Origin of the sequence: Pseudoduganella sp. S-14 (assembly GCF_049913285.1) — a bacterium.
Classification (GTDB): domain Bacteria; phylum Pseudomonadota; class Gammaproteobacteria; order Burkholderiales; family Burkholderiaceae_D; genus Rugamonas.
Window position 1 is genome coordinate 716,328 of sequence record NZ_CP183991.1, and the last position, 26,435, is coordinate 742,762.

24 protein-coding genes and 1 riboswitch are annotated in these 26,435 nt (G+C 63.0%); of the genes, 12 read left to right on the plus strand and 12 right to left on the minus strand.

Annotated elements, in window-relative coordinates; translation table 11 throughout:
* Window positions 1–16: 16 nt before the first annotated feature.
* The 6 genes from ACN9MZ_RS03340 to ACN9MZ_RS03365 form a co-directional block, all read right to left on the minus strand.
* Window positions 17–1,351, minus strand: a complete 1,335-nt coding sequence (locus ACN9MZ_RS03340) for an STAS domain-containing protein (protein WP_426340898.1) — start codon at window positions 1,349–1,351, stop codon at window positions 17–19.
* A gap of 103 nt (window positions 1,352–1,454) precedes the next feature.
* Entirely contained in the window at window positions 1,455–1,898 is a 444-nt protein-coding gene (gene dksA, locus ACN9MZ_RS03345; RefSeq protein WP_057265949.1) for an RNA polymerase-binding protein DksA, read from the minus strand.
* Window positions 1,899–1,970: 72 nt separating this feature from the next.
* Window positions 1,971–3,020, minus strand: coding sequence for a CobW family GTP-binding protein (locus ACN9MZ_RS03350; protein ID WP_426340899.1), 1,050 nt, complete (start codon window positions 3,018–3,020; stop codon window positions 1,971–1,973).
* A gap of 91 nt (window positions 3,021–3,111) precedes the next feature.
* On the minus strand, window positions 3,112–4,056 hold the full coding sequence (locus ACN9MZ_RS03355; RefSeq protein ID WP_426340900.1) for a tyrosine recombinase XerC: 945 nt from the start codon (window positions 4,054–4,056) through the stop codon (window positions 3,112–3,114).
* Window positions 4,057–4,060: 4 nt separating this feature from the next.
* Window positions 4,061–4,732 (minus strand): DUF484 family protein, encoded by a 672-nt coding sequence (locus tag ACN9MZ_RS03360; RefSeq protein WP_426340901.1) that lies wholly within the window; start codon window positions 4,730–4,732, stop codon window positions 4,061–4,063.
* Between the two features lie 148 nt (window positions 4,733–4,880).
* Window positions 4,881–5,975, minus strand: coding sequence for a porin (locus ACN9MZ_RS03365; protein ID WP_426340902.1), 1,095 nt, complete (start codon window positions 5,973–5,975; stop codon window positions 4,881–4,883).
* Between the two features lie 298 nt (window positions 5,976–6,273).
* On the opposite strand from ACN9MZ_RS03365, the gene ACN9MZ_RS03370 reads away from it, so the two are divergent.
* Complete coding sequence (locus ACN9MZ_RS03370) at window positions 6,274–7,524, plus strand: SEL1-like repeat protein (RefSeq protein ID WP_426340903.1); 1,251 nt, start codon at window positions 6,274–6,276, stop codon at window positions 7,522–7,524.
* Between the two features lie 146 nt (window positions 7,525–7,670).
* Here the strand turns inward: ACN9MZ_RS03370 and dapF are convergent, their stop codons facing one another.
* Genes dapF through ACN9MZ_RS03385 form a run of 3 tightly spaced genes read right to left on the minus strand, consistent with a single transcriptional unit; the run spans window position 7,671 to window position 10,284 of the window.
* Window positions 7,671–8,534, minus strand: a complete 864-nt coding sequence (gene dapF, locus ACN9MZ_RS03375) for a diaminopimelate epimerase (RefSeq protein WP_426340904.1) — start codon at window positions 8,532–8,534, stop codon at window positions 7,671–7,673.
* The gene (locus tag ACN9MZ_RS03380; RefSeq protein WP_426340905.1) at window positions 8,531–9,427 is read right to left on the minus strand and encodes a lipid A biosynthesis acyltransferase; all 897 of its coding nucleotides are present in this window, start codon (window positions 9,425–9,427) and stop codon (window positions 8,531–8,533) included. Before ACN9MZ_RS03380 ends, dapF begins: the two co-directional genes overlap by 4 nt.
* Window positions 9,424–10,284, minus strand: coding sequence for a lysophospholipid acyltransferase family protein (locus ACN9MZ_RS03385; protein WP_426340906.1), 861 nt, complete (start codon window positions 10,282–10,284; stop codon window positions 9,424–9,426). Before ACN9MZ_RS03385 ends, ACN9MZ_RS03380 begins: the two co-directional genes overlap by 4 nt.
* A 188-nt stretch (window positions 10,285–10,472) precedes the next feature.
* Here ACN9MZ_RS03385 and metK point away from each other — a divergent pair, with 188 nt between their 5' ends.
* The 4 genes from metK to metF all read left to right on the plus strand — a co-directional run bounded on the left by metK (window position 10,473) and on the right by metF (window position 14,474).
* A complete protein-coding gene (gene metK / locus ACN9MZ_RS03390) occupies window positions 10,473–11,636 on the plus strand; it encodes a methionine adenosyltransferase (protein WP_426340907.1) in 1,164 nt (387 codons plus the stop codon).
* Window positions 11,637–11,719: 83 nt separating this feature from the next.
* A riboswitch (S-adenosyl-L-homocysteine riboswitch) is annotated at window positions 11,720–11,787 on the plus strand.
* Window positions 11,788–11,816: 29 nt separating this feature from the next.
* Window positions 11,817–13,232: an adenosylhomocysteinase gene (gene ahcY / locus ACN9MZ_RS03395; protein ID WP_426340908.1), complete on the plus strand. Its 1,416-nt coding sequence runs from the start codon at window positions 11,817–11,819 to the stop codon at window positions 13,230–13,232.
* A gap of 62 nt (window positions 13,233–13,294) precedes the next feature.
* Window positions 13,295–13,645 (plus strand): phage holin family protein, encoded by a 351-nt coding sequence (locus tag ACN9MZ_RS03400; RefSeq protein ID WP_426320540.1) that lies wholly within the window; start codon window positions 13,295–13,297, stop codon window positions 13,643–13,645.
* A complete protein-coding gene (gene metF / locus ACN9MZ_RS03405) occupies window positions 13,638–14,474 on the plus strand; it encodes a methylenetetrahydrofolate reductase [NAD(P)H] (protein WP_426342860.1) in 837 nt (278 codons plus the stop codon). The genes ACN9MZ_RS03400 and metF overlap by 8 nt, the downstream gene beginning before the upstream one ends.
* Here the strand turns inward: metF and ACN9MZ_RS03410 are convergent.
* Window positions 14,461–15,045 carry a 5-formyltetrahydrofolate cyclo-ligase gene (locus ACN9MZ_RS03410; RefSeq protein ID WP_426340909.1) on the minus strand — a complete coding sequence of 195 codons (585 nt, stop codon included), beginning with the start codon at window positions 15,043–15,045 and terminating at the stop codon, window positions 14,461–14,463. The two genes, metF and ACN9MZ_RS03410, sit on opposite strands and share 14 nt — an antisense overlap.
* A gap of 63 nt (window positions 15,046–15,108) precedes the next feature.
* Here ACN9MZ_RS03410 and ACN9MZ_RS03415 point away from each other — a divergent pair, with 63 nt between their 5' ends.
* From ACN9MZ_RS03415 to ACN9MZ_RS03435, 5 genes are read left to right on the plus strand one after another with little or no spacing between them, the layout of a single operon-like run.
* Window positions 15,109–17,049 carry a transglycosylase SLT domain-containing protein gene (locus ACN9MZ_RS03415; RefSeq protein ID WP_426340910.1) on the plus strand — a complete coding sequence of 647 codons (1,941 nt, stop codon included), beginning with the start codon at window positions 15,109–15,111 and terminating at the stop codon, window positions 17,047–17,049.
* Window positions 17,050–17,066: 17 nt separating this feature from the next.
* Complete coding sequence (locus ACN9MZ_RS03420; protein WP_426340911.1) at window positions 17,067–17,786, plus strand: glutathione S-transferase family protein; 720 nt, start codon at window positions 17,067–17,069, stop codon at window positions 17,784–17,786.
* Between the two features lie 5 nt (window positions 17,787–17,791).
* Window positions 17,792–18,916 carry a hypothetical protein gene (locus ACN9MZ_RS03425; RefSeq protein WP_426342861.1) on the plus strand — a complete coding sequence of 375 codons (1,125 nt, stop codon included), beginning with the start codon at window positions 17,792–17,794 and terminating at the stop codon, window positions 18,914–18,916.
* The gene (locus ACN9MZ_RS03430; RefSeq protein ID WP_426340912.1) at window positions 18,903–19,583 is read left to right on the plus strand and encodes a GNAT family N-acetyltransferase; all 681 of its coding nucleotides are present in this window, start codon (window positions 18,903–18,905) and stop codon (window positions 19,581–19,583) included. Before ACN9MZ_RS03425 ends, ACN9MZ_RS03430 begins: the two co-directional genes overlap by 14 nt.
* A gap of 10 nt (window positions 19,584–19,593) precedes the next feature.
* Window positions 19,594–20,382, plus strand: a complete 789-nt coding sequence (locus tag ACN9MZ_RS03435; protein WP_426340913.1) for a substrate-binding periplasmic protein — start codon at window positions 19,594–19,596, stop codon at window positions 20,380–20,382.
* Window positions 20,383–20,400: 18 nt separating this feature from the next.
* On the opposite strand, the gene ACN9MZ_RS03440 is transcribed toward ACN9MZ_RS03435, so the two are convergent.
* Window positions 20,401–20,892 (minus strand): hypothetical protein, encoded by a 492-nt coding sequence (locus ACN9MZ_RS03440; RefSeq protein WP_426340914.1) that lies wholly within the window; start codon window positions 20,890–20,892, stop codon window positions 20,401–20,403.
* A gap of 55 nt (window positions 20,893–20,947) precedes the next feature.
* On the minus strand, window positions 20,948–21,469 hold the full coding sequence (locus tag ACN9MZ_RS03445) for an Lrp/AsnC family transcriptional regulator (RefSeq protein WP_028103119.1): 522 nt from the start codon (window positions 21,467–21,469) through the stop codon (window positions 20,948–20,950).
* A 127-nt stretch (window positions 21,470–21,596) separates the two neighbouring features.
* Between ACN9MZ_RS03445 and hppD the strand changes: the two genes are divergently transcribed.
* On the plus strand, window positions 21,597–22,724 hold the full coding sequence (gene hppD / locus ACN9MZ_RS03450; protein ID WP_426340915.1) for a 4-hydroxyphenylpyruvate dioxygenase: 1,128 nt from the start codon (window positions 21,597–21,599) through the stop codon (window positions 22,722–22,724).
* A 128-nt stretch (window positions 22,725–22,852) separates the two neighbouring features.
* Window positions 22,853–26,401, plus strand: coding sequence for an indolepyruvate ferredoxin oxidoreductase family protein (locus tag ACN9MZ_RS03455; protein ID WP_426340916.1), 3,549 nt, complete (start codon window positions 22,853–22,855; stop codon window positions 26,399–26,401).
* Window positions 26,402–26,435 lie beyond the last annotated feature (34 nt).

Below are 26,435 nucleotides of genomic sequence, written 5' to 3' on the forward strand. Positions count from 1 at the left end.
CCCAAAATTCAACTGATCAGTACTTGTGAGGGAAGAGCCGCGCTATATCAGCATACCCCAGCAGGCGCATCAGTGCTGCAACCAGATGGTTCAGGTCGCGGAACTCGACCCGGCGGCTGGCGCCCGCCAGTTCCGCCACCTTGCTTTGCAGGGCGCTGGCAGCGCCGAATTCCATGCGCGCCAGGCGGCCGCAGTCAAACACCACCACCTGGTTTTCGCTGGCATAGGCGTCGATGGCCGTCAGCAGGGTGCTGATGTCGCCTTCGATCACTGCCGGCAGCATGAAGCGGTCGGACGTGGCTGCCGTGGCCTGGCGTGGTGCGTTGGCAACTTTCTTTGGCGCGACGAAAGGCGGTGGCGATACCTCGAAGGTGACGCAGTAATCCATCGAGGCTTCTTCGAATTCCTTTTCCTGGTTCAGCAGGCGCAGCAGTTCAAGGTAGAGCAGCCACGGCGCTTCACCGCCATCGCGGTTGCCGATGGTCAGGATGCAGCGAACCTGCTCCGCCAGCTCGGCGGCACCGACCACGATCAGATCGCGATCCGCGGCCTGCACCTTCTTCAGGGCTGCCAGCAGCAGGGCGCAGCCTTCCGGGTCGACGCCGTTGACGCGCGAGAAATCCAGGCGCAGCGGCTGCTTCTGGTCCATGCCGTCCAGCCGCTCCAGCTGGGCTGCGACGGAGGCGTTGAGAATGCCGGCCAGGCCCAGGGTCGGGGTCACGCCGGAATAGCCGCGCGATACTTCTGGGGCCGTGCTGTCTGCGCTGGCAGGCGGAACCCAGGACGGCGGCGACGTTTCATACTGGCTGGCGTAGTCGATCGAGACGTTCTCGAACGATTCCTTGCGGCCCAGTACCTGGTAGAGGTCGAACAGCATCCACCATACGGTGCGGTCCTGCGCCGAGTCGGGCAGGCTGCCCAGCAGCATTTGTTCGGCCACTTCGGACTGGCCGTTGGAATACAGGATCGCGATCTCTTCCACGATCGGCGCGCTTTCGGCGGCCGCCGCTTCGAGCGGCATATCCTCGTCGCCCAGCAGTTCGGTGGTGTACTGGTCCAGCAGGGGCAGGGTCGCGCCATCATTGGCGGCAGCGGCAGCAGCTGGCTGCAGCGTGCGCGGCTTGCGGGCCCAGGTCGGTTCCGGTTCGTTGAAGATGTCCGCTGCCATCGCCGCCTCGATGGCATCGATCTTCATGGCGGTGGCGCGGGCGATTTCGCGTTGCAGGTCCGACTGTTGCGCGCGCTGACGCTCCAGTTCGCTGTTCGCGGCCAGGCGTGCAGCGTCCGCATCGTCTGTCGCGACGGCGCGTTCGTCAACCTTGCCTTTTTTGAAAATGGAGAACAGTCCCATAGGATCACTAGTGTAGCCCAACGGAAAATTATAAGGGCGTACCGTAGGTGTAAAGAAAAGAAAAAAGCACGCCTAAGCGTGCTTTTTCTCGATTTGTGGCAGATCAGTCGCCGTACAGCTTCTGTTTCAGTTCACGGCGCTGCTGTGCCTCCAGCGACAGGGTAGCCGTTGGACGTGCGATCAGGCGTGGAATGCCGATCGGTTCGCCGGTTTCCTCGCAATAACCGTAGTCGTTATTGTCGATTGCCGCGATCGATTGCTGCACTTTCTTCAGCAGCTTGCGTTCACGGTCGCGGGTACGCAGTTCCAGTGCGTGCTCTTCTTCGATGGTGGCGCGGTCTGCGGGGTCCGGCACCAGCACGGTTTCGCGCAGGTGTTCGGTGGTTTCGCCAGCGTTCTTCAGCAATTCTTTTTCAAGGTTCTGCAGCTTGTTCTTGAAAAACGCCATCTGGGCCGGATTCATATAGTCCTTGTCGCTCATCTTCAGAATTTCTTCTTCGGTGAGCAAGACTTCTGCGGCGGGGGTCGATTTATTTGCTTTTGTCATGACTTCGCTTACCTTCGATACGACAGAGTTTTCAAATTTCTGCTTGGGTGGCGTCCAAAAAAACGCCTTAGTTTATACCAAACATTGTTCAAGGCCAGTAATAAAGATGTCTTTTGGGAGATTTTTGCCAATAAACACCATTTTGCTTGCCCGTGTCTCGTTTTCACCCCATTTTGCACCCAGGTCGCTGCCCATCAATTGGTGCACGCCCTGGAATACTACTTTCCTCTCTGCGCCCTGCATCAACAATACGCCTTTGTAACGCAACATGCGAGGACCGTACACATCAACGAGACCGCCCAGGAATTGGTCCAGCTTGGCCGGGTCAAACGGGCGTACGCTTTTGAACACGAAGGCCGCGATATCGTCGCTGTGATGGGCGTGATGATGGTCATGATGGTGGTGCTCGTGGCCGCAATGCTCGTCGTGTTCGTGATCATGGGCGTGGCCGTGCTCATCTTCCTCGGCAGCCAGGAAATCGGGATCGATTTCCAGCTTTTCATTCAGGTTGAAGCCGCGCAGGTCCAGCACCTCGGCCAGCGGCGCCTTGCCGAAATCGGAACGGCTGATCGGCGCGCGCGGGTTGATCCGCTTCAGGCGGGCAGTCAGTGCATCGACGGCGGCGGCATCGACCAGGTCGGTCTTGGACAGCAGGATCTTGTCGGCAAAGCCGACCTGGCGCTGCGCCTCTTCGTGCTCGTCCAGCTGCTGCATGGCGTGGCGCGCATCGACCACCGTGACCACGGCGTCGAGCATGTAGTTAGCGCCTACTTCCTCGTCGATGAAGAAAGTCTGGGCTACCGGACCGGGATTGGCCAGGCCGGTGGTTTCAATCACAACGCGGTCGAAGTCGATTTCGCCGGCGGCGCGGCGCTTGGCCAAATCGCTCAGGCCGACGATCAGGTCGCCGCGCACGGTGCAGCAAATGCAGCCGTTATTCATTTCCACGATCTGCTCGCGCGATTCCTGGACCAGGATTTCGTTGTCGATATTTTCCTGACCGAATTCGTTTTCGATCACGGCGATCTTCATGCCATGCTCTTCACGCAGGATGCGGTTCAGCAGCGTGGTTTTGCCGGCGCCAAGGAAGCCGGTCAGGATAGTGGTTGGGATCATTGCCATAGTCGTACGAGAAGCATGTGGAATCGGTCGATTATGCCGGAATTCTGGAAATGCTGGCAAATGGGCAAACTTGAGCGGGATCAAGTCCCGGCTATTTAATTTTAGCCCTTGGATGGGCCTTGTCATAGACCAGCGCCAGGTGCTGGAAATCAAGGGCGGTATACACCTGGGTCGAGGTAATGCTGGCGTGGCCCAGCATCTCCTGCACGGCACGCAGGTCGCCCGAGGATTGCAGCACGTGCGAGGCAAACGAATGGCGCAGCATGTGCGGATGGACCGCGACCGGCGCACCGGCCCGGATGCCGTGGGCCTTCAGCCGCAGCTGCACCACGCGCGGCGTGACGCGCTTGCCGCGCTCGTTGACGAACAGGGCATTGCTGCCATCGGCCGGCGCCGGGCGCACCGTCAGCCAGGCTTGCAGGGCATCGAGGGCGGCGCTGCCGACCGGCACGCGGCGCATCTTGTTGCCCTTGCCGGTCACCACGACTTCCGCGTTGCCCAGTTCCAGCCAGCCCAGCGATGCGGGCTGGCCATCGCCGGCCTTGCGGAATTCGCGGTCCAGGCCGGCCAGTTCGGACACCCGCAGGCCGCTCGAATACAGCAGTTCGAACATGGCGCGGTCGCACAGGCGGGCCGGCTCGCCAGCGCCGGCATTCGGCGCTGCGGGCGCCACCAGCTGCACCGCATCGTCGACCGACAGGGCCTTGGGCAAGGTCTTGGCCCGCTTGGGAGCGCGCACGCCTTCCACGGGATTGGCGGCCAGCGCGCTGTGCTGGCCCAGCCAGGCAAAGAAGCCGCGCCAGCCGGACAGCTTGCGCGCGATGCTGCGCGCATCCAGGCCGCGGCCATGCAGCTGGGCCGCGTAGCGGCGGATATCGAAGTGGCTGAGGGCGTCCCAGGCTTTGCCGTCGGACAGGGCGGCCAGCTCGCGCAGGTCGCGCCCGTAAGCCGCGACCGTGTGCGCAGACAGCTTGCGCTGGGTGGCCAGGTGGGCCAGGTAGGCGCCGGCCTGTTCGAGCTTGCCGGCGCCGCTCATGGCATCAGGCCAGCAGGGGCGCCAGGGCAACGCTGGCTGTTTCGCCGATGTGGACCAGGAAATCGGTCGCCATCGGGGAAGTGAAGCGTTCAGGATCGGGCGAGCCCATGATCAGCAGGCCGAAGGCCGGGCCTTTGGCGCCGGGCTTGCGCAGCGGCAGGATGACCGTTGACTTGATGCGCTCCGCATCGTCCAGCCAGCGCACCGCTTCGAAATCGTTGTTGCTGCCGCAGTAAGGCGTCAACAGGCTGTTGGCGAACAGGCGGGCGTCCTCGGAGACGCCGCTGGCAAACCATTCGCCGGCGAATTCGTCGCTTACGTTGAACAGGCGCAGGGTCGCGGCCGGCACCTGGAAGCTGTCGACCAGGCCTTGCACGATGGCGCGCGGCACTTCGGCATCGTCGCGGGTTTGCAGGATGGCCTGGTTCCAGCTGTGGAAGCGGTTGGCAATGGCGGCATTGGCCTCCGCGTGGCGGGTCAGTTCTGCCATGCGCAATTCCAGCGCCTTATATTTGTCGCGCATGACTTCCATCTGGCGTTCCTGCAGCGAGACCGCACGCCCGGTCAGTGGGCTGGACAGCCTGACGTCGCCGAGCAGATTGGCGTGTTCTTCGAAGAAGTGGGGATTGTCGGCCAGGTACTGCGCGACGATTGCGGAATCCAGGGTGTCGGTCATTATTGATGTCACATCGAATGTTGCAGGCGTGGACATTTTAACCGATACAAACCGGTAAACCAGTGTCAGACCCCAGGGTCTGACACTAAAGCGCGGCGGAAGAGCAGGCTGGGTCCGACCCTGCCGGTCTGACCCAGGTTTACCGGTGTTAGAAGTTGTGATGAATACCCAGCGCGTAATGATTCTGGTTGGTATCCGAAGTCGCTGTCGACGTGAGCGGCAGCTTCTTCTGCGACAGGTCCAGGTACAGATAAGTACGCGGCGACAGGTTGTATTCATAGCCGACCGAGAACTGCTTGGTCTTCAGCTGTCCATCCGGGTCCTTCTGGCCGTAGCCGATCAGGAACTTGCCCGGCCCGACATTGTAGTTCGCGCCCAGCATCCAGGCTGTGATGCCGTCATTGCTGGCCAGGATGTGGCCCAAGTCCTGTTTGCCGTAGTTGGCCATCAGCTTCAGGTCAGGAATCGGGCGGTAGTAGGCGCCGATCGAATGCCATTTGACTTCGGTCGCATTGCGTTCGGTACCCGCGTAGATCGCCCACTGCGGCAACGTGCCCGGCGCCATGTAGGTCGCGCTGACAGAATACGGATAGGCGCCGGCCAACGAGCCCACCGGATACTGCGGCGCGGCAGCGGTGCCGCGGCCGACGATCGCAGTCGACAGGCCATTGTTTTCCTTGCTGCCGATGTTCAGATTGAGCTGGAAGCCATTCCACACCGGCGTGTTGTACCAGATCGCGTTGGAGAAGCGGTTGCCGGAATTGCCGGCAATGCCCAGGGGATCGGAGCCGCTGCCCGCCAGGGCAGTGCGGTAGCCGGACACCATGATGTCGGTCTGGAAGCCGGCGGGGTTCGGCATGCCGGACCATGGCTCGAACTGGGTGGTGGTTTCCTGCAGGGAAGTCAGGGCGCGCCCGGCGCGGATGGTACCGAAGCCGCCTTGCAGGCCGACCCGGCTCTGGCCCTGGAACAGCGGACGGGTCACGCCTTCAATGGTGCCGGTATCGGGCTCGAAGCGGATCTCCAGCTGGAACAGCGCCTTCAGGCCGCTGCCCAGGTCTTCCACCCCGCGGAAGCCCAGCTTGTTGTTGTCGCGCTTGGCTTCCTGGATGGCGGAATTCGCCGTGTGGGTAGTCTTGGTAATGCCGGCATCCAGCGTGCCATAAATGGTGACCGAGGATTGGGCAAAGGCGGCACTGCTGAAGGCGCCCATCAAGGCCAGGGCCAATAACGATTTCTTCATGTGTTCTTCCTTTTTATGAGTCAAACCGGGGATAGGGATGCTTATACGATAAGTGCAGATAGCGCCGTATCCGGGCTGATTGGTCATTTACCTGCACGAAAAATGGTCAAAACCGCCCGGCGCTGTTGTATTTTTGAAACGCTTGCCAGCCTGCTCATTTAGTGAAAGAGCTGTAAGGAAGCCGCAAGCTAGGACTGTCACATTGGTGACATATCAAAAAGTCCGGGAGTCATGCGCCAGCGCATAGTGGTGCGGCTACACTGGACATGCAGCTTATTCCTTGGAACCGGATACATCGATGGCAAATCGAGACGAGCTGGTGATTATCAGGGGAGCGCGGTCAGGAGACGCCGCAGCCCAGTTAGCGCTGGGCAAGCTCTACCTTTTTGGCGGGGCCAGCCTGCCACAGAACATGCCGACAGCCTTGCATTGGCTATGCCGCGCCGCGACCCAGGGCGTGGAGGAAGCCTGGCAACTGATCGGCGCCAACATCCCCTTCGAAGTGGCGCAGCCTGCGCGGGCCCAGGCATTGCAGTGGTTCGTGCGCGCCGCGCAGGAAGGCATCCCGGCGGCGGTGCGCGTGCTGGCGCAACTGCGGCGCGTCGACCCCTCGCCGCCAGCCGCGACGGGCCAGCCGCGCCAGGCCGCCGCGCCAGCGCTGCCGCAGCGCGCGGTGCCGGGCCGCGAGGTGCCGTCCAGTGTGCCCGATGCCTGGCGCGCACTGGAGGCCCAGCAGGATGCCGACCAGGAGGCGCTGCTGCGCTTGCGCACCATGGCAGCCCAGGGCGGCGACCGCGATGCCCAGTTGGCGTTGGGGCTGCACCTGGCCCGCATGAACAGCGAGGGCGACCGGGTCGAGTCCAGCAGCGGCACGGTGAACTTCAAGCGCGCCCTGCGCTGGCTGGCCCAGGCCGGCGAGCAAGGGCTGGCCGACGCCTGGTTTGCCATGTCGCGCATCTATATCCGCCCCGAGTTCTCCCAGCGCAGCGCGAGCGAGGCGCAGGCCTGCCTGGAACGGGCGGCGGACATGGGGCATAGCGGGGCGCAGCTTGAATGCGGCATCCACGCCTGGCGCGCGCGCCGCGGCGCCGAAGACAATGATGTGCGGGCCGTGTTCTGGCTGCAAAAGGCGGCAGCCCAGGGCAGCGCCGAGGCGCAGCAGGCACTGGACCGGATTGCGCCGCCGCCACCGCCGGCAGGCTGGGCCGATCCGCTGTTGCCGTTGCTGACGCGTGAAATCCTTAGCAGCCAGCCCTTGCTGGCGGCGCGCATCGAGCTGGCGGCCCTGTTCCGCCTGACGCGCGCCGAAGCTTTGCTATTGGACGTGAAGGTGGCCGACCAGGGGCATTGCCTGGTGGTCGATATTCGCGCCAGTTATGGCCGCAGCAAGCGCCGCCTAGTGCTGGTGCGCACCGCGGCGGAGCGGCAGAAGCTGGACCGCATCGTGCGGCTGTTCGAGCAGGTGGATGCGGATATGGAGGGGAATTACCGGCAGCGCTTGTATCGCCTGAAAAGCTGGCTTGGCGCCGATATGATGGCGGCCGCCTGACCCAAGGGGTAGACCCATTCTGCGCAGCGTCCTCGATTGGGTTGTGCGCCTTTGACTTTCGACGAAAATCAACAGTGCCTAACCCGGGCTTGCGGCAGTGGCACAGACGGGGTCAGACCCTCGGGTCTGACCCAGGTTTACCGGTTTTAGATCGTCATCTCGCCTTCGAAGACAGTCACGGCCGGCCCGGTCAGGTAAACCGGCTGGCCCTCGCCCGCCCACGCAATCGACAATTGCCCGCCGCGTGCGTCAACCCGCACCGGCGAATCGAGCAAGCCGCGCCGAATGCCCGCCACCACCGCCGCGCAAGCGCCGGTGCCGCAAGCCAGCGTTTCGCCGGCGCCGCGCTCGAACACGCGCAGCTTGACGTGCTGGCGATCCAGCAGTTGCATGAAGCCGGCATTCACCCGCTTGGGGAAGCGCGGATGGTGCTCGATCAGCGGCCCCACCAGCTCGACTGGCGCGCTATCCACATCCGCCACCACCTGCACCGCATGCGGGTTACCCATCGACACCACCGAAACCTGCACCGCTTCGCGCTGGCCGGCCAGTTCCAGCACCAGCGGCCACAAGGTTTCGCGGCCTTCCGGCTGGCCCTGCAAGCCCTCTGCATCGAACGGCACTTGCGCCGGGTCGAGCACCGGGGCGCCCATGTCGACGGTAATGCTGCCGTCATCTTCCAGGCGTGGTTCGATGATGCCGGCCAGCGTTTCCACCCTGATCTTGCGTGCCGCAGTCAGGCCTTTTTCCACCACGAACTTGACGAAGGCGCGCGAGCCATTGCCGCACTGTTCCACCTCGCCGCCGTCATTGTTGAAGATACGGTAACGGAAATCGCAACCCGGCACGCTCGACTTTTCCACCACCAGCATCTGGTCCGCACCGACGCCAAAACGGCGGTCGGCCAGCGCTTGCCACTGGGCGGGGCTGAAATCGATTTTCTGGTTGATCGCGTCAATGACCACGAAGTCATTGCCTGCGCCGTGCATCTTGGTGAATTTGAGTTTCATTGTTTCTTCGAATAGAAGGAAGGCTGGCCTTCCGGGCGGGTCTTGAAGCGCTTGTGGGTCCAGAAGTATTCGGCCGGCGCTTCCTTGACGCGTTCTTCAATAAATTCATTCATACGGCGCGTTGCCGCCACCATATCGGGCCCTGGGTAATTCTCCCACACCGGATAGAACTTCACACGGTAGCCTTCGTAATTGGGCAGGAAGGTGGCGATCACCGGCATCACCTGGCCGCCGGTTGCCGCGGCGATGCGCGCAGTAGCGGTCAAGGTCGCGGCAGGTACGCCGAAGAAGGGCACGAATTCCGCATCCTTGTCGCCAAAGTCCATGTCCGGCAGCATGAAGTAAGGCAGCTTTTCCTTCAGTGCGCGCAGGATGGGCTTGATGCCGTCCTGGCGCGTGAACAGCCTGACCGGCTTGAAACGCGCGCGGCCGGCGCGCAGCACTTCATCGAAGACCTTGTTCTTTTGCGCGACGTACATCGACGATGCCGACGCTTCCATGGCGATCGCGGCGCCGCCCACGTCCAGGCAAACGAAATGCGGGCAGAGCAGGATGGTCGGCTTTTCGGTCATCTCGGCAACCGGAACCTTGCCGGGCGCCATCCCGTCGCTGGTTTCCACCTTGATCAGCCTGCGCAGCCGCTGTTCTGAGGCCCACCACAGGATCGATCGCTCCAGCACGCTGCGCGAATACGCCTGGAAGTGCTGGCGCGCGATGCCGCGCCGCTGTTGTTCCGTCAATTCCGGCATGGTCAGGCGCAGGTTGGTCAGCGCGATCTCGCGGCGCGGTCCCATCACGATAAACAGCAGGTTGCCGACGGCCTTGCCGATGCGGCCCAGCACCGGCAGCGGCAACCAGTGCAGCAACCACATCATCCCCAGCAGGAGCCTCATGCCGATGCCTCCTGCGCCGCGGCGCCCGGACCGGCCACGCCGGCCGGCACCTTGTAGCGGTTATAGCTCCAGTAGTACTGGGCCGGGCAGCGCGCGATCAGCTTCTCCATTTCAGCGTTGATGGCGCGCGCCTGGGCGGCGGAATCGCCTGCCAGCGAGCCCTCGAACGGCACGAAACGCACCACGTAGCCTTTGCCGCCCGGCAGGCGCTCGGCGTAGACGATCAGGACCACGGCATCGCCCAGCTGCGCCATCTTGGCCGGCAAGGTCATGGTGTAGGCAGGGCGGCCGAAGAAATCGGCCCACACGCCTTCGCCTTCCTGCGGCACCTGGTCCGGCAGCAGGCCGATCGGCTGGCCTTTCTTCAGGAACTTGGCCAGCATGCGCACGCCGCCCATATTGGCAGGCGCCAGCAGCAGGTTCTTGCGGGCTCGCGCGCCTTCGATCAGCGGCTTCATCGCTTCTTTGCGGGGCGGACGGTACATCACCATCAGCTCGGTGCGGTGGGCGATTTCCTGCGCAGTGATTTCAAAGCATCCCAGGTGCGGGGTCAGGAAAACGATGCCCTTGCCGGCGTCCAGGTATTGCTGCACCAGGTCCCAGTTTTCGACGGTGGCGCGGTTGGTCACGCGCTGCGGGTCGGCGCACCAGATGAACGGCAGTTCGGCAATGGCCTTGCCGGCCTCGCCCACGGCGCTGCCGAGATGGGCGGAAAATCCGGCCTGGGCCATATTGGCGCGCATGCGGCGACGGTAGGAAGGGGAAAGCAGGTAGACCAGCCAGCCGAGAACCACGCCCAGGGCATGCAGGACCGGCAGGGGGAAAACGGAGAAAAAGCGAAATATTCTTAACAGCATTTCTTAATTTATAAGAGCATTTTTACGTTGCTCTGCACAAAAATTTTTTAAGAAGCGTAAAATACCACGTTGCAGTAGCCGCTGAGTTAACAGACAACTTGCGAGGCGGGATACAAACTTCGCTAAAGCGTCGCAAGCTTTATTGGTTTTGCGACAATGTTATTTTCGAACCAATTCAGGAGCTTGCGATGTCCAACGATTTCCTTTTCACCTCTGAATCCGTCTCTGAAGGCCACCCGGACAAGGTAGCCGACCAGATTTCCGATGCGATTCTGGATGCCATCCTCACCCAGGACCCGCGCGCCCGCGTTGCCGCGGAGACGCTGTGCAATACCGGCCTGGTGGTGCTGGCAGGTGAAATCACCACCCACGCCAACGTGGATTATATTCAAGTAGCCCGCGACACCATCAAGCGCATCGGCTACGACAACACCGAATACGGTATCGACTACAAGGGCTGCGCCGTGCTGGTTGCTTACGACAAGCAATCGCCGGATATCGCCCAGGGCGTCGACGAAGGTGCAGGCATCGACCTGGACCAGGGCGCCGGCGACCAGGGCCTGATGTTCGGCTACGCCTGCGACGAAACCCCGGAACTGATGCCAGCGCCGATCTACTATGCGCACCGCCTGGTCGAGCGCCAGTCGCAGCTGCGCAAGGACGGCCGTCTGCCATGGCTGCGTCCCGACGCCAAATCGCAGGTCACGCTGCGCTACGTCGACGGCCGCCCGGTGTCCGTGGACACCGTGGTGCTGTCGACCCAGCACGCGCCTGAACTGAGCCACAAGCAGATCGAAGAAGCGGTGATCGAAGAGATCATCCGCCCGGTGCTGCCGACCGAATGGATCAAGGACACCAAGTTCCTGGTCAACCCGACCGGCCGTTTCGTCATCGGCGGCCCGCAGGGCGACTGCGGCCTGACCGGCCGCAAGATCATCGTCGACACCTACGGCGGCGCAGCCCCGCACGGCGGCGGCGCGTTCTCCGGCAAGGACCCATCGAAAGTTGACCGTTCCGCAGCCTACGCTGCGCGTTACGTAGCAAAGAACGTGGTGGCCGCCGGCCTGGCGCGCCAATGCCAGGTGCAGGTGTCGTACGCGATCGGCGTGGCACGCCCGATCAACATCACCGTGTACACCGAAGGCACTGGCGTGATCTCCGACGAGAAGATCGCACAACTGGTGCAGGAACACTTCGACCTGCGCCCGAAAGGCATCGTACAGATGCTGGACCTGCTGCGCCCGATCTACACCAAGACCGCCGCCTACGGCCACTTCGGCCGCGAAGAGCCGGAGTTCAGCTGGGAGCGCACCGACAAGGCCGCAATCCTGCGCGCCGCCGCCGGCTTGTAATTGAAAAGTCGGGGTCAGGTCTGGCAATCCGCCAAAATGGCGGATTGCCGGACCTGACCCCGACTTTCTTGATACAATTCCCATTCTCCGAGGAGCGCTGCGACCAGCAAGCCTGGCCAGGCTCGGAACATCAACACCGCGCTCACGTTACTTTTTTCAACACACTGAAAGGAGGGCGTGATGAACGCCGTACTCAAAGACTCCCAAGACTACATCATCGCTGACATCGGCCTGGCCGCTTGGGGCGAAAAAGAGATCAAGATCGCCGAAACGGAAATGCCAGGCCTGATGGCAATCCGCGAGGAATTCGCCGCAGCGCAGCCGCTGAAAGGCGCGCGCATCACCGGCTCGCTGCACATGACCATCCAGACCGCCGTGCTGATCCGCACCCTGGAAGCGCTGGGCGCGCAAGTGCGCTGGGCCTCCTGCAACATCTACTCGACCCAGGACCACGCTGCCGCTGCTATCGCATCGGTGGGCACCCCGGTCTTCGCCGTCAAAGGCGAAACCCTGGCCGACTACTGGGACTACACCCACCGCATCTTCGAATGGCCAGGTGAAGGCGTGTACTCCAACATGATCCTGGACGACGGCGGCGACGCAACCCTGCTGCTGCACCTGGGCGCGCGCGCCGAGAAAGACATCTCGGTCCTGAGCAACCCAGGCTCGGAAGAGGAAATCTGCCTGTTCAACTCCATCAAGGCCCATCTGGCCAAGGACGCGACCTGGTACTCCAAGCGCCTGCCGCACATCCTGGGCGTGACCGAAGAAACCACCACTGGCGTGCACCGCCTGTACCAGATGCACAAGGAAGGCAAGCTGGCCTTCCCGGCCATCAACGTGAACGACTCCGTCACCAAGTCCAAGTTCGACAACCTGTACGGCTGCCGCGAATCGCTGGTGGACGGCATCAAGCGCGCCACCGACGTCATGATCGCCGGTAAGATCGCCGTGATCGCCGGCTACGGCGACGTGGGCAAGGGCTCCGCGCAAGCGATGCGCGCCCTGTCGGCGCAAGTGTGGGTGACCGAGATCGACCCGATCTGCGCCCTGCAGGCTGCAATGGAAGGCTACCGCGTAGTGACCATGGATTACGCCGCGGAACACGGCGACATCTTCGTGACCTGCACCGGCAACTACCACATCCTGACCGAGCAGCACATGCTGAAGATGAAGGACCAGGCCATCGTCTGCAACATCGGCCACTTCGACAACGAGATCGATGTTGCCTCCCTGAAGAAGTACCAGTGGGAGAACATCAAGCCGCAGGTGGACCATGTGATCTTCCCGGACGGTAAGCGCATCATCCTGCTGGCGGAAGGCCGCCTGGTGAACCTGGGCTGCGGCACCGGCCACCCTTCGTACGTGATGTCGTCCTCGTTCGCCAACCAGACCATTGCCCAGATCGAGCTGTTCGCCAACACCAAGGCTTACCCGGTCGGCGTGTACACCCTGCCGAAGCACCTGGACGAGAAAGTCGCGCGCCTGCAGCTGAAGAAGCTGAATGCGCAGCTGACCACCCTGACCGAAGAGCAGGCGGCGTACATCAACGTGAAGGTCGAAGGCCCTTACAAGCCTGAACACTACCGCTACTAAGCAGTCCCTTGCCCTGCCGCCCGCGCGGGCGGCAGGGCCAAAGTTTGCCAAGGTTACTCATTATGCGTTTGGTCCTCACCTGGATAATCAATGCCGCCGCGCTGTTCGCGGTGCCTTACCTCATGCATTCCGTCAGTGTCACAAGCATTGGCGCCGCTTTGGTTGCTGCCCTCCTGCTTGGCCTGGTCAACACCCTGGTGCGCCCGCTGCTGCTGTTGCTGACATTGCCCGTTACGGTGCTGTCGCTCGGCCTGTTCATCTTTGTCATCAACGGCTTCATGTTCTGGCTGGTGGCGAAAGTGGTGGACGGCTTCCATGTCGACAGCTTTGGCTATGCCATCCTCGCAGCGCTCCTGTACAGCGTGATTTCCTGGGCCTTGTCTACCCTCCTGTTGAAAGACAATGATGGCTAACCATAATTTCAGTATCGAATTCTTCCCGCCCAAGACGGCGGAAGGGACGGAAAAGCTGCGCCTCGTGCGCGCCAAACTGTCCGAACTGCATCCCAAATATTTTTCCGTGACCTTCGGCGCCGGCGGTTCGACCCAGCAGGGCACCCTCGACACCGTGCTCGAGATCATGGCGGCCGGCGAAGACGCGGCGCCGCACCTGTCCTGCATCGGCGGCACGCGCGAATCGATCCGCGCCATCCTGCAGCAGTACAAAGCGCACGGCATCAAGCGCCTGGTGGCACTGCGCGGCGACCTGCCGTCCGGTTACGGCATGTCGGGCGAGTTCCGCTACGCCAACGAGCTGGTGGAATTCGTGCGTGCCGAAACGGGCGACTGGTTCCATATCGAAGTAGCGGCTTACCCGGAAGTCCATCCGCAGGCACGCTCGCCGCAGGACGATATGCAGGCCTTCGTGCGCAAGGTGAACGCCGGCGCCAATGCCGCGATCACCCAGTACTTCTACAACGCCGACGCATATTTCCATTTCGTCGACGCGGCGCAGAAAGCAGGCGTGAACGTGCCTATCGTGGCCGGCATCATGCCAATCACGAATTACACGCAGCTGATGCGCTTCTCGGATATGTGCGGTGCGGAGATTCCGCGCTGGGTGCGCCTGAAGCTGGCGTCGTTCGGCGATGATTCGGCTTCGATCAAGGCGTTCGGCCTGGACGTGGTCAGCGACCTGTGCGAACGCCTGCTGGCCGGCGGCGCGCCGGGCCTGCACTTCTACTCGATGAACCAGGCCGTCGCCACGACGGCCCTGTGGAACCGCCTCGTCAGTCCTCAGTGAGGATGCGGTCCAGCGCCACATCGTGCCCATCGCTGCCGAATTCGGCAGCGAGGCAGCGATAGGCCACGCCTACAGTGGCCGGGCGCGGTTCTTTCGCCAGCGTGCGGTCGTAGAAGCCGCCGCCATAGCCCAGGCGGTAGCCTTGCGCGTTATAGCCCAGGCAAGGCACCAGTAAAGCCGGCGGGTACTCTTGCACCAGCCGCAGCACGGCCGGCACCGCCACGCCCATCGAATCCTTCACCATCGGTTCGCCAATGGTCCACTCGGCGAATGCCAGCGGAGCATGCTTTTCCAGCACCACCGGCAACAGCAGTTTCACGCCCAGTTGCGCCAGCTCCGCATAACAGGCATGCAAGTTTGGCTCGTCGCGCAAGGGCCAGTACACGCCCACCGATCCCACACCGGATTCACGCCACCACTGGACCACCTTCGCACCAATTTCCTTGTCCCATTGCGCACGCGTTTCCGGCGCCAGCGCGCGGCGTGCCGCCAGCATCTGCTTGCGCAGTTCCGCCTTGCCCGATGCTGGCTGGCCGTCGGGGTTGCGTGGTATCCTAGTTGGGCTGGTCATATCGTGAATTACCTTGAGAGTCGTACATTGATTTCCACCTCGAAATGGATAGCCGGCGCACTGATGGTTGCGGCATGCGCCGCCTCGCCACTGGCATTGGCGCAGGATAACGCAAGCGACAGCCGCAAGGAAGATGACGCCTTCCTCCTGCTGCGCGATTCGGTCCGGCGCGACGACGCCGCCAAGGCGGAGTTTTATGCCGCACGCCTTGCCGATTACCCGATTCCCTCCTACGTCGATTATTACCGCCTGAAGGCCCGCCTCAAGGAAGTGACCGATCCGGAGGTGCGCGCCTTCCTGAGCAAGTACCAGGGCAGCGCGATCGCCGACCGCATGCGCAACGACTGGCTGCTGGAACTGGGCCGCAAGCGCGAATGGACCACCTTCGACGAACAGTTCCCGCAGTTCGTGCTGCAGGACGACACCCAGGTCAAGTGCTACAACCTGCTGTCGCGCTTCTCCAAGGGCCAGAACGTTGCTGCCGATGCGCGTGCGCTGCTGGTCTTCCCGCCTTACTACGGCGAAGCATGCGGTTCGCTGATCGCAGCGCTGGCGCAGAGCGGACAATTCAACGAGGAAGACCTGTGGGCGCAGGTGCGCCTGGCTGGAGAAACCAATTCCACCGGCCCTGCCAAACGCACCGCAATGCTGCTGAATGGCTCCGACAAGAAGATGGGCCAGGCAGTCGACCTGCCCACGCTGGCGCTGGCCAAAGGCGCCGGCAGCACACGCGCCGACCACGAGACTTTCCTGGTCGCGGTGGGCCGCGGTGCCCGCACCAGCATGAACCTGGCGCGCATGGCGCTGGAAAAGAACTTGCCGAAACTGACGCCGCAGGAGCGTGCCATCGGCTGGGCCAACCTGGCGCTGGTATCGTCCTACTCGTTCTCCCCTGACACGGCAGGCTACTGGGCCAAGTCGGCCGGCGCGCCGCTGTCGCTGGACCAGATGCAGTGGAAGACCCGCATCGCCCTGCGTGAGCGCGACTGGAAAACGGTGAAGGCCACCATCGCGGCCATGCCGCCGCAATTGCGCAAGGATCCGACCTGGATCTACTGGAATGCGCGCGCCATTGCCGCCGAAGCAGGCAGCAACACGCCGGAAGTGCTGGCGGCCTACCGCAGCATCGCCGACCAGTCCAGCTACTACGGCATCCTGGCTGGGGAAGAACTGGGCCAACTGGTCACCATCCCGCCGCCCGGCCCGGCCCCGACGCCGGCCGAGATGGCCGCCATCGCCGCCAACCCCGGCCTGCAGCGCGCGCTCAAGTTCTTCGACATGCGCCTGCGCTTTGAAGGCACGCGCGAGTGGAACTGGGAGACGCGTCGCCTGAGCGAGCGCGAACTGATCGCCGCCGCCGAATTCGCACGCGAAAAACATGTGTTGGACCGCATGGTGTACACCTCGGAGAAGACCCGCGTGCAGGCCGACTACACGCACCGCTATCCAGTGCCGCATGACGACATCATGCAGCCGACCACCAGCACCCTGGGCCTGGACCGCGCCTGGGTATATGGCCTGATTCGCCAGGAATCGCGCTTCGTGATGGATGCGCAATCCTCGGTCGGCGCCTCGGGCCTGATGCAGGTAATGCCGTCGACCGGCCGCTGGGTGGCGCGCAAGATCGGGCTGACCGATTTCGTGCAAGGCATGCTGACGGACGTGAAGACCAATATCCTGCTGGGCGCGAACTACCTGAACATGGTTCTTGGCAGCATGGATGGCTCGCAGGTGCTGGCCACCGCCGCCTATAACGCCGGGCCGGGACGCCTGCGCTCCTGGCGCACGCAGCTGACCAGGCCGATGGACAGCACCATCTTCATTGAATCGATTCCGTTCTCGGAAACGCGCGGCTACGTGAAAAATGTGATGGTCAACGCCACTTACTACGCGGCGCTGTTCGACGGCCGTCCGCAGTCGCTGAAGGCGCGCCTGGGCGGCACCGTCACGCCGAAGGGCTACTCCGAACAGGAACAACAGGAAGCCGCCTACGGCGGCCGTTAAACCAGAGCAGAGGAAACATGCAGACCACAGAACTCGACCCGAAACTTGCCGAAACCCTGGCCGCAGCGCGCGAACCGGGCCTGACCCTGGTCATCGGCAACAAGAACTATTCCTCATGGTCGATGCGCCCGTGGGTTGCGATGAAAGCCTTCAATATCCCGTTCACCGAAGTGCGCGTGCTGCTCGACCAGCCTGACACCTCCAACAATATCGCCAGGTACAGTGCCAGTGGCCGCGTGCCCGTGCTGCTGGCCGGCGACATGGCGATCTGGGATAGCCTGGCGATCTGCGAATACCTGGCCGAGCAATTCCCCGACAAGCCCATGTGGCCGCGCGACGTGGCCGCGCGTGCGCTGGCGCGTTCGGTCTGTGCCGAGATGCACAGTTCGTTCGGCAGCCTGCGCACCACGATGTCGATGAACATCAAGGGCAGCTATCCGGGCAAGGGCCGCACGCCGGCGACCCAGGCCGACATCGGCCGCATCAGCGAGATTTGGGAAGAATGCCTGAGCCGCTTCGGCCACAACGAGTTCCTGTTCGGCGAGTTTTCGATTGCCGACGCCTTCTTCGCGCCGGTGGTGTGCCGCTTCAAGACCTACGGCGTGGTGCTGCCGCCGGCGCTGGCCGCCTACTGCGAGCGCATGCGCTGCCATCCTGCCGTCGATGCCTGGATTGCCGGCGCCCTGGCTGAAACCGAAACCGCGCCACTGCATGACGCGGAGATGCCGGACGATTGATGGCGATGAAGACTTACGTGGTCGGCGGTGCGGTGCGCGATGAATTGCTTGGCCTGCCCGTCAAGGACCATGACCACGTGGTGGTTGGCGCCACGCCGGAAGACATGGTGAAGGCCGGCTTCCGTCCCGTAGGCAAGGATTTTCCGGTATTCCTGCACCCCGAAACGCAGGAGGAATATGCGCTGGCGCGTACCGAGCGCAAAACGGCGCCCGGTTACAAGGGCTTCGTGTTCCACACCTCCAGCGACGTGACGCTGGAGGAAGACCTGGTGCGGCGCGACCTGACCATCAACGCCATCGCGCGCGGCGACGATGGCGTGCTGGTCGACCCCTACCAGGGCCAGCGGGACATCAGGGACCGCATTTTCCGCCACGTGTCGGACGCCTTCGCCGAGGACCCCGTGCGCATCCTGCGCCTGGCGCGCTTTGCCTCGCGCTATCCCGACTTTCGCGTGGCGCCCGAAACCAACGCGCTGATGAAACGCATGGTGGAAGAGGGCGAGGTCGATGCACTGGTGCCCGAGCGCGTGTGGCAGGAGATCGCGCGCGGCCTGATGGAGCAGAAGCCTTCGCGCATGCTGCAGGTGCTGCGCGACTGCGGAGCCCTGTCGCGCATCCTTCCGGAAGTCGATGATGGCCACGCTGTGGCGCCGGTGATCGATTGCGCCGCCGCGCAAGGCCATGAGCTGCCGGTGCGTTTTGCTGCACTGACGCTTGCGCTCGAGGTGGCGCAGGTCGAGCAGGCCAGCAAGCGCCTGAAAGTGCCGACCGAATGCCGCGACCTGGCGGTGATGACCGCGCGCGACCGTGTGAGCGTGGGCCAGGCGCAGGCGCTGGACGCCGCAGCGCTAGTCAGCCTGTTCGAACGCTGCGACGGCTTCCGCAAGCCGGCGCGCTTCATGCAGATGGTGCTTGCAGCCGAATGCGCGAATGTCGGCGGTACTTCGCCATCGCCGCAGCGCGGGCTGCTGGCCAGGGCGCTCGATGCAGCGCGCGCAGTCAACGCCGGCGAGATCGCCCAGCGCTCGGCGGCGGAGCCGCAACAGATTCCCGAGCTGGTGCGCGCGGCGCGCGTGCAAGCGGTACATGCAGCGATCGGCGCGGAGGGGCGCAACGATGACCAGCCTTAACTTCTTCCGCAATCCCTTGCGCGGCCTGTTCGGCGGTACGGACCGGCCAACCGTGCCGGTCAAGGAACTGCGCGAGCGCGACCGGCGCCGCATCCTCAAGCACTTCCTCGCGCTGGAGCACCGCGACCGCCTGCTGCGCTTCGGCTCCCCCATCAACGACGAGCAGGTCGCGCGCTACGTCAACAGTATCGACTTCGACCGCGACCTGGTGTTCGGCGTCTACAACCGCGTCTTCATGCTGGTGGCGGTCGGCCACCTGGCCTTCAACGATCGGGACGAGGACAAGCACAAGGTCACCGAGAAGGACCAGGTGGCGGAATTCGGCGTATCGGTCTCCAAGTCCGCGCGCGGCCTTGGCATCGGCTCCAAGCTGTTTGAACGCGCCAACATCGCCTGCCGCAACAACGATGTCGACACCCTGTACATGCACTGCCTGTCGTCGAACGCCACGATGATCCACATTGCCAAGAAGGCCGGCATGGAAATCCACCGCGATTACGGCGAGGCGGACGCCTACCTCAAGCTCGGCCCGGCCGACCCGGCCAGCGTGTTGCAGGAAGCGATGGAAGAACAGCTCGCGTCGCTCGACTACGCCCTGAAAGCCAACGTCCGTGCCGCCAGCAAACTGCTCGACAAGATCCCTGGAGTAAAATCGGACGAAAAGTAGAGGAGGCTTCATGCCGTTTGCCCTGCGCAGCATTGCTTTAGCCGTAACCATGGCCGCACCGCTGGCGCAGGCGGCGGGCACGCCGCTGACCTTCTGCTACGAAGACATCCCGCAGGCGCCGTGGACCATGCCGGATGGCACGGGCCTGAATATCGAGTTGCTGAAACGCGCAGCCAAGATCACCGGCGACCATGTCAACTTCGTTCCCCGCCCATGGAAACGCTGTGAAGAAGAGACTCGTACCGGCGTGATCGACGCAATGGTCGGTCCTTCCGACAACCCGCGCCGGCGCGTCTACAGCCGGCCGCCGACCAAGGCCGACGGTTCCCAGGACCCCGAGCGCGCGATGTATCGTGACCACGTCGACGTGTACCTGCGCGTCGACAGCGGCGCAAGTTGGGATGGCAAGACCCTGGTCAATCCGCGCAAGCTGGTGGTGGCGCAGCGCGGCTACTACATCGTGGACATGCTGCAGGCGAGCGGCCAGACCGTGATCGACACGCCCAAGACTGCGGAGGAGGGCTTGCGGCTGCTGGCTGCGGGCAGTGCCGATGTCGCCGTGCTGATGGGGCGCGATGCGGAAAACCTGCTGAAAGAAGATCCGCGCTACCATGGTCGCGTCGTGCTGGCAAAGCAGCCTTTCGCTAATTTCGATTTCCACCTGATGGTGGGCCGCAAGGCCTACGACAAGGACCCCAAGCGTTTCGAAGCGCTCTGGAACGCCATCGCCAAGGTGCGCGCTACCCCGGACTACCAGCGGCTGGAACAGTCGCTGGTGCGCCAGCACGAGCACGACTGACGTAGACTGGCGCCCGCGTCATTCGCCATTCACCTCGCACACCTTGCCGCATTTGGGGTCTTGCATGCCCAGGACCACTTGCGCCAAGAGCGCAGCCTGCTCAGCGGTGACCCATGGCTGCGCGGCTGCCGCCAGGTTTTTGACCTGGTCACGCATGGCGAGGGACATGATCGATGCATATGCCGACGCCGACCTGGCAACGGCGCGCGCGATGCGCACGAGGTGAGCCTCGTCCATTTCCTTGTATACCAGCATGGTGAGGGTGGCGCTGAGGGTATTGAATACACCCTGCTGCATCTGGCGCATGCCGGCCAGGCGCAGCGCATCGATCTTTTCCGGCGGCAGCGTCTCGATGAACGCCTCGCCAAGCGGGACCAGGTGAGCACTGCAGCGCGCCGAAAAGGGGATCAGCTGCACCAGTTCGTCCTGGAACACCCTGGCGTTGCGCGCCGCCTGTTCGGCGATCAGGGCGCGGCGGCCAGCTTGTAAGCAGCGTATTCGTCTGCGCACGCCAGGTTGGCGGCGCCGCCCGGCAGCACGGCAAGGGTGAGCTTGAGTTTCAGTTTCACACGAGGGGCAAGGCTGTGGTGTCCTTGATGCGCTGCAGGGCGAAAGACGATTTCACATCCAGCACTGCCGGGTGGCGCAGCAGTGTCGCCATCATGAAGCGCGAGAAGTGGTCCATGTCTTCCACGTGCACGCGCAGCAGGTAATCCATCTCGCCGGTCATGGCGTAGCAGGCCACCACTTCCGGCCACTGTTCGACTGCCACCGCAAAGTCGGCGCGCGGCGACGTGCCGGTCGGATTCACGCCCAGGGCGCGGGCATTGCTGTGGGCGGCAGCGTCGCTGTGCTTCTCCAGGCGCACATTGACGTAGGCCAGCAGGCCAAGGCCGATCTTGTCCGGGTCCAGCAGCGCCACATACTGGCGGATCACGCCTTCCTCCTCCAGGCGCTTGATGCGGCGCAAGCAGGGGGACGGCGAGAGGTTGACCTGCTCTGCGACATCCTGGTTGGACAGCCGGCCGTCTGTTTGCAAGATGGACAATATCTTGCGATCCGTTTTATCCAGCGCAATCTTGGTCATAAATTCCTCTTTCAGTCGGTGTTCTCGCAATATTATTGCTCAATCCAAGCAATGTTGGGAAATGTTTGCAATTAAATGTCGCATGCAGGGGACTATACTGTGCGCAATTCTAAAAGGGAGACGCACCATGAAATTCACCCCCTGGGAAAACCCCATGCGTACCGACGGCTTCGAGTTCGTCGAGTTCGCGGCACCTGATCCAAAAGCCCTGGGCAAGCTGTTCGAAAACATGGGCTTTACTGCGATCGCCCGCCACCGCCACAAGGACGTGACCCTGTACCGCCAGGGCGACATCAACTTCATCATCAACGCCGAGCAGGATTCCTTCGCCCAGCGCTTCGCCCGCCAGCACGGCCCGTCCGTGTGCGCCATCGCGATCCGCGTGGACGATGCAGCCTTCGCGTACAAGCGCGCGCTGGAACTCGGCGCGTGGGGTTTTGACAACAAAACCGGCCCGATGGAGCTGAACATCCCCGCCATCAAGGGCGTGGGCGACTCACTGCTGTATCTGGTGGACCGCTGGCGCGGCAAGAATTCGGCTGATGGCAAGCCGTCCGGCGCCATCGGCGATATCTCGATCTACGATGCGGACTTCGTGGCCATCCCGGGCGCCGAAGCCAACCCGGTCGGCAATGGCCTGACCTACATCGACCACCTGACCCACAACGTGCACCGTGGCCGCATGAAGGAATGGGCCGACTTCTACGAGCGCCTGTTCAACTTCCGCGAGGTGCGCTACTTCGATATCGAAGGCAAGCTGACCGGCCTGAAGTCGAAGGCCATGACTTCGCCGTGCGGCAAGATCCGCATCCCGATCAATGAATCGTCGGACGACAAGTCGCAGATTGCCGAGTACCTGAACGAATACCACGGCGAAGGCATCCAGCACATCGCGCTCGGTACCGACCAGATCTACAACTCGGTGCAGGGCCTGCGCGACCAGGGCATCGTGTTCCAGGACACGATCGAGACCTACTATGAGCTGGTCAACCGCCGCCTGCCTAACCACGGCGAGAACGTGGAAGAGTTGCGCCGCCTGCGCATCCTGATCGACGGCCATTCGAACGAAACCGAACGCGAACTGCTGCTGCAGATCTTCACCCAGAACGTGATTGGACCGATCTTCTTCGAGATTATCCAGCGCAAGGGCGACCAGGGCTTTGGCGAAGGCAACTTCCGCGCGCTGTTTGAATCGATTGAGCTGGACCAGATCCGCCGCGGCGTGCTGGACGATCCTTCGAAGTCGGCCGCTTAAACCCGGCAGGGCGGGGTCAGACCCTTGGGTCTGACCCAGGTTTACCGGGTTAAAAAGAATTCCGGCAGCCCCGCACCTAAGACGGGGCGCCGCTAAACAACTTGAAGAAGTTTTTGGAGACACACCTGATGAACGCACCCGTCAAGAGCGGCGAGCTATCGCCTGCGCACGACATCACCCTCGACGACAAGTGGACCCTGGAGCGCGGCCGCGCCTTCATGACCGGCACGCAAGCCCTGATCCGCCTGCCGATGCTGCAACGTGAACGCGACCTGAAAGCCGGCCTGAATACCGCCGGCTACATCACCGGCTACCGCGGTTCGCCAGTCACCTCGGTCGACCAGACCGCGATGAAGGCCAAGAAGCACCTCGACGCGCACCACGTCAAGTTCCACCCGGGCATGAACGAAGACCTGGCGGCGACCGCCGTCTGGGGCACCCAGCAGACCAATCTGTTCGAAGACGCCAAGTACGACGGCGTGTTCTCCATGTGGTACGGCAAGGGCCCGGGCGTCGACCGCTGCGGCGACGTGTTCAAGCACGCCAACAACGCCGGCTCTTCCAAGCACGGCGGCGTGCTGGTGCTGGCCGGCGACGACCACGCTGCCAAATCGTCCTCCACCGCCCACCAGTCGGACCACATCCTGAACGCCTGCGGCATTCCGGTGCTGTATCCGTCGTCGGTGCAGGAATACCTCGACTACGGCCTGCACGCCTGGGCCATGAGCCGCTACACCGGCCTGTGGGTATCGATGAAGTGCGTGACCGACATCATCGAGTCGGGTGCCGTGGTCGACTTCGACCCGGACCGCGTCCAGATCAAGATGCCGGAAGACTTCGAACTGCCGCCGGGCGGCCTGAATATCCGCTGGCCGGACACCGTGCTGGACATGGAAGTCCGCATGAACAGCTACAAGTGGTACGCAGCGCTGGCCTACTGCCGCGCCAATAAGCTCAACAAGATCATCTGGGATGCGCCCAAGCCGAAGATCGGCATCATCACCGCCGGCAAGTCCTACCTCGACACCCGCCAGGCGCTGGCCGACCTGGGCATCGACGAGCAAGCCGCTGCCGACATCGGCATCCGCCTCTACAAGATCGGCATGACCTGGCCGCTGGAAGCGGACGGCGTGCACGAATTCGCCAAGGGCCTGGACGAGATCCTGGTGGTGGAAGAAAAGCGCCAGATCCTGGAATACGCCCTGAAGGAAGAGCTGTACAACCTGCCGGACGGCGAGCGTCCGCGCGTGGTCGGCAAGTTCGACGACACCGGCGAGTGGAGCAACAAGGGCAAGACCGGCCACGGCGACTGGCTGCTGCCTGCGACCTATGAGCTGAACCCGGCCCAGATCGCGCGCGCCATCGCTTCCCGTATCGAGCACTATTGCAAGGACCATCCGGTAGCGGCACGCGTGAAAGAGCGCATCGCGTTCCTGGAAGCCAAGGAGGCCGCGCTGAAGAACCTGCCGGCCAAGGCCAATCCGGAAACCGACCGCATTCCTTACTTCTGCTCCGGCTGCCCGCACAATTCCTCGACCAAGGTGCCGGAAGGTTCGCGCGCCATGGCCGGTATCGGCTGCCACTACATGGTGCTGTGGATGGACCGTGAAACGTCCACCTTCACCCACATGGGTGCGGAAGGCGTGACCTGGGTCGGCCAGGCGCCGTTCACCAACGAGAAGCACGTCTTCACCAACCTGGGCGACGGTACCTATTTCCACTCCGGCATCCTGGCGATCCGCGCTGCCGTGGCGGCGAAGGTGAACATCACCTACAAGATCCTGTACAACGACGCCGTGGCAATGACCGGCGGCCAGAACGTGGACGGCCCGCTGGACCCTGGCATGATCTCGCGCCAGATCGCCGCGGAAGGCGTGACCCCGATCATCGTGGTCACCGACGATCCCGAGAAATACCCGGACGACTACAACTGGGCGCCGGGCGTCACCGTGCGCCACCGTTCCGAGCTGATGGACGTGCAGAAGGAACTGCGCGACAAGCCGGGCGTGTCGGCCATGATCTACGACCAGACCTGCGCCTCCGAGAAGCGTCGCCGCCGCAAGAAAGGCGAATACCCTGACCCGGCCAAGCGCGCCGTGATCAACGAAGCCGTCTGCGAAGGCTGCGGCGACTGCTCCGTTCAGTCCAATTGTCTGTCCGTGGAACCGCTGGAAACTGAACTGGGCCGCAAGCGCCAGATCAACCAGTCCAGCTGCAACAAGGACTTCTCCTGCGTGAACGGCTTCTGCCCGTCCTTCGTGACGGTGGAAGGCGGCGGCCTGAAGAAACCGAAGAAAGCAGCTGCGGCAGGCGGCGGTGAAGTACCGGCCCTGCCAGCGCCGGTGCTGCCTTCGACCGCCAACCCATACGGCATCCTGATCACCGGTATCGGCGGCACCGGCGTGGTGACCGTGGGCCAGATCCTGGCCGTGGCCGCCCACGTCGAAGGCAAGGGCGCCATCGTGCTGGACATGTCCGGCCTGGCCCAGAAGGGCGGCCCTGTGATGTCGCACGTGCGTCTGGCCGACAAGCAGGCCGACCTGCACTCGACGCGCGTGGGTACCGGCAGCGCCGACCTGGTGATCGGCTGCGACCAGATCGTGACCGCATCGAAAGACGCGCTGTCGCGCATGGGCGAAGGCCGCACCTACGCAGCCATCAACTCGACCGGCGCTACCACCGCCGCCTTCGTAAAGAACCCTGACTGGCAGTTCCCGGGCACTTCTTCGCAGGCCGAGATCAAGCGCGCCTGTGGCGAAGCCAATGTGGACTTCGTCGACGCCGGCAAGATCGCGACCGCGCTGATGGGCGATTCCATCGCCACCAATATGTTCATGCTGGGCTACACCTTCCAGAAAGGCCACGTGCCGCTGTCGGAGGCTGCGCTGATGAAGGCGATCGAATTGAATGGCGTATCCGTGCCGTTCAACAAGGCAGCCTTCAACTGGGGCCGCTACTGCGCGCACGACACTGCCGCCGTGACCAAACTGGCCACACCGGCAACCGTGATCGAATTCAAGCGCACCCAGACGCTGGAAGAGATCATTGCCAAGCGCGTGGAACTGCTGACCGCCTACCAGGATGCCGCGTACGCCAGGCAGTACAGCGACTTCGTGGCGCAGGTACAGGCAGCAGAAGGCGCGCTGGGCTCGAAGAAGCTGACCGAAGCCGTGGCCCGCTACTTCTACAAGCTGATGGCCTACAAGGACGAGTACGAAGTGGCGCGCCTGCACAGCGACCCTGCCTTCCGCGAAAAGATCGCCAATATGTTCGAAGGCGACTACAAGGTGAAGTTCCACCTGGCGCCGCCGCTGTTCGCGAAGAAGGACAAGGAAGGCCACCTGGTCAAGCAGGAATTCGGTCCATGGATGTTGAAAGCCTTCGGCGTGCTGGCCAAGTTCAAAGGCCTGCGCGGCTCCGCCCTCGACGTCTTCGGCTACACCGCGGAGCGCAAGATGGAACGCGCACTGATCGGCGAATACCGCAAGACGGTGGAGGGCATGCTGGGCAAGTTGAATGCCGATAACCTGGCAACTGCCGTGGCGATTGCGCGCATTCCCGAAGACATCCGCGGCTACGGCCATGTCAAGGAGCGCCACCTGAAGGCGGCCAAGCAGAAGGAAGCAGCGCTGCTGGCAGACTTCAACAAACCGGCTGTCGCAACGCACGCAGCCTGATCCTGAGAAGCCGGGGCAAGTCCCCGGCTTTTTT

What these genes read in the sequence shown, in the direction of transcription:
- ACN9MZ_RS03370 (WP_426340903.1), top strand. Translation starts at nt 6,274, where the DNA reads ATGGCAAATCGAGACGAGCTGGTGATTATCAGGGGAGCGCGGTCAGGA.
- ACN9MZ_RS03350 (WP_426340899.1), bottom strand. Translation starts at nt 3,020, where the DNA reads ATGGCAATGATCCCAACCACTATCCTGACCGGCTTCCTTGGCGCCGGC.
- ahcY (WP_426340908.1), top strand. Translation starts at nt 11,817, where the DNA reads ATGAACGCCGTACTCAAAGACTCCCAAGACTACATCATCGCTGACATC.
- ACN9MZ_RS03430 (WP_426340912.1), top strand. Translation starts at nt 18,903, where the DNA reads ATGACCAGCCTTAACTTCTTCCGCAATCCCTTGCGCGGCCTGTTCGGC.
- ACN9MZ_RS03425 (WP_426342861.1), top strand. Translation starts at nt 17,792, where the DNA reads ATGAAGACTTACGTGGTCGGCGGTGCGGTGCGCGATGAATTGCTTGGC.
- ACN9MZ_RS03445 (WP_028103119.1), bottom strand. Translation starts at nt 21,469, where the DNA reads ATGACCAAGATTGCGCTGGATAAAACGGATCGCAAGATATTGTCCATC.
- ACN9MZ_RS03385 (WP_426340906.1), bottom strand. Translation starts at nt 10,284, where the DNA reads ATGCTGTTAAGAATATTTCGCTTTTTCTCCGTTTTCCCCCTGCCGGTC.
- hppD (WP_426340915.1), top strand. Translation starts at nt 21,597, where the DNA reads ATGAAATTCACCCCCTGGGAAAACCCCATGCGTACCGACGGCTTCGAG.
- ACN9MZ_RS03365 (WP_426340902.1), bottom strand. Translation starts at nt 5,975, where the DNA reads ATGAAGAAATCGTTATTGGCCCTGGCCTTGATGGGCGCCTTCAGCAGT.
- ACN9MZ_RS03400 (WP_426320540.1), top strand. Translation starts at nt 13,295, where the DNA reads ATGCGTTTGGTCCTCACCTGGATAATCAATGCCGCCGCGCTGTTCGCG.
- ACN9MZ_RS03410 (WP_426340909.1), bottom strand. Translation starts at nt 15,045, where the DNA reads ATGACCAGCCCAACTAGGATACCACGCAACCCCGACGGCCAGCCAGCA.
- ACN9MZ_RS03380 (WP_426340905.1), bottom strand. Translation starts at nt 9,427, where the DNA reads ATGAGGCTCCTGCTGGGGATGATGTGGTTGCTGCACTGGTTGCCGCTG.
- dksA (WP_057265949.1), bottom strand. Translation starts at nt 1,898, where the DNA reads ATGACAAAAGCAAATAAATCGACCCCCGCCGCAGAAGTCTTGCTCACC.
- ACN9MZ_RS03455 (WP_426340916.1), top strand. Translation starts at nt 22,853, where the DNA reads ATGAACGCACCCGTCAAGAGCGGCGAGCTATCGCCTGCGCACGACATC.
- metF (WP_426342860.1), top strand. Translation starts at nt 13,638, where the DNA reads ATGGCTAACCATAATTTCAGTATCGAATTCTTCCCGCCCAAGACGGCG.
- ACN9MZ_RS03420 (WP_426340911.1), top strand. Translation starts at nt 17,067, where the DNA reads ATGCAGACCACAGAACTCGACCCGAAACTTGCCGAAACCCTGGCCGCA.
- dapF (WP_426340904.1), bottom strand. Translation starts at nt 8,534, where the DNA reads ATGAAACTCAAATTCACCAAGATGCACGGCGCAGGCAATGACTTCGTG.
- ACN9MZ_RS03340 (WP_426340898.1), bottom strand. Translation starts at nt 1,351, where the DNA reads ATGGGACTGTTCTCCATTTTCAAAAAAGGCAAGGTTGACGAACGCGCC.
- ACN9MZ_RS03355 (WP_426340900.1), bottom strand. Translation starts at nt 4,056, where the DNA reads ATGAGCGGCGCCGGCAAGCTCGAACAGGCCGGCGCCTACCTGGCCCAC.
- ACN9MZ_RS03415 (WP_426340910.1), top strand. Translation starts at nt 15,109, where the DNA reads ATGGTTGCGGCATGCGCCGCCTCGCCACTGGCATTGGCGCAGGATAAC.
- ACN9MZ_RS03435 (WP_426340913.1), top strand. Translation starts at nt 19,594, where the DNA reads ATGCCGTTTGCCCTGCGCAGCATTGCTTTAGCCGTAACCATGGCCGCA.
- ACN9MZ_RS03360 (WP_426340901.1), bottom strand. Translation starts at nt 4,732, where the DNA reads ATGACCGACACCCTGGATTCCGCAATCGTCGCGCAGTACCTGGCCGAC.
- metK (WP_426340907.1), top strand. Translation starts at nt 10,473, where the DNA reads ATGTCCAACGATTTCCTTTTCACCTCTGAATCCGTCTCTGAAGGCCAC.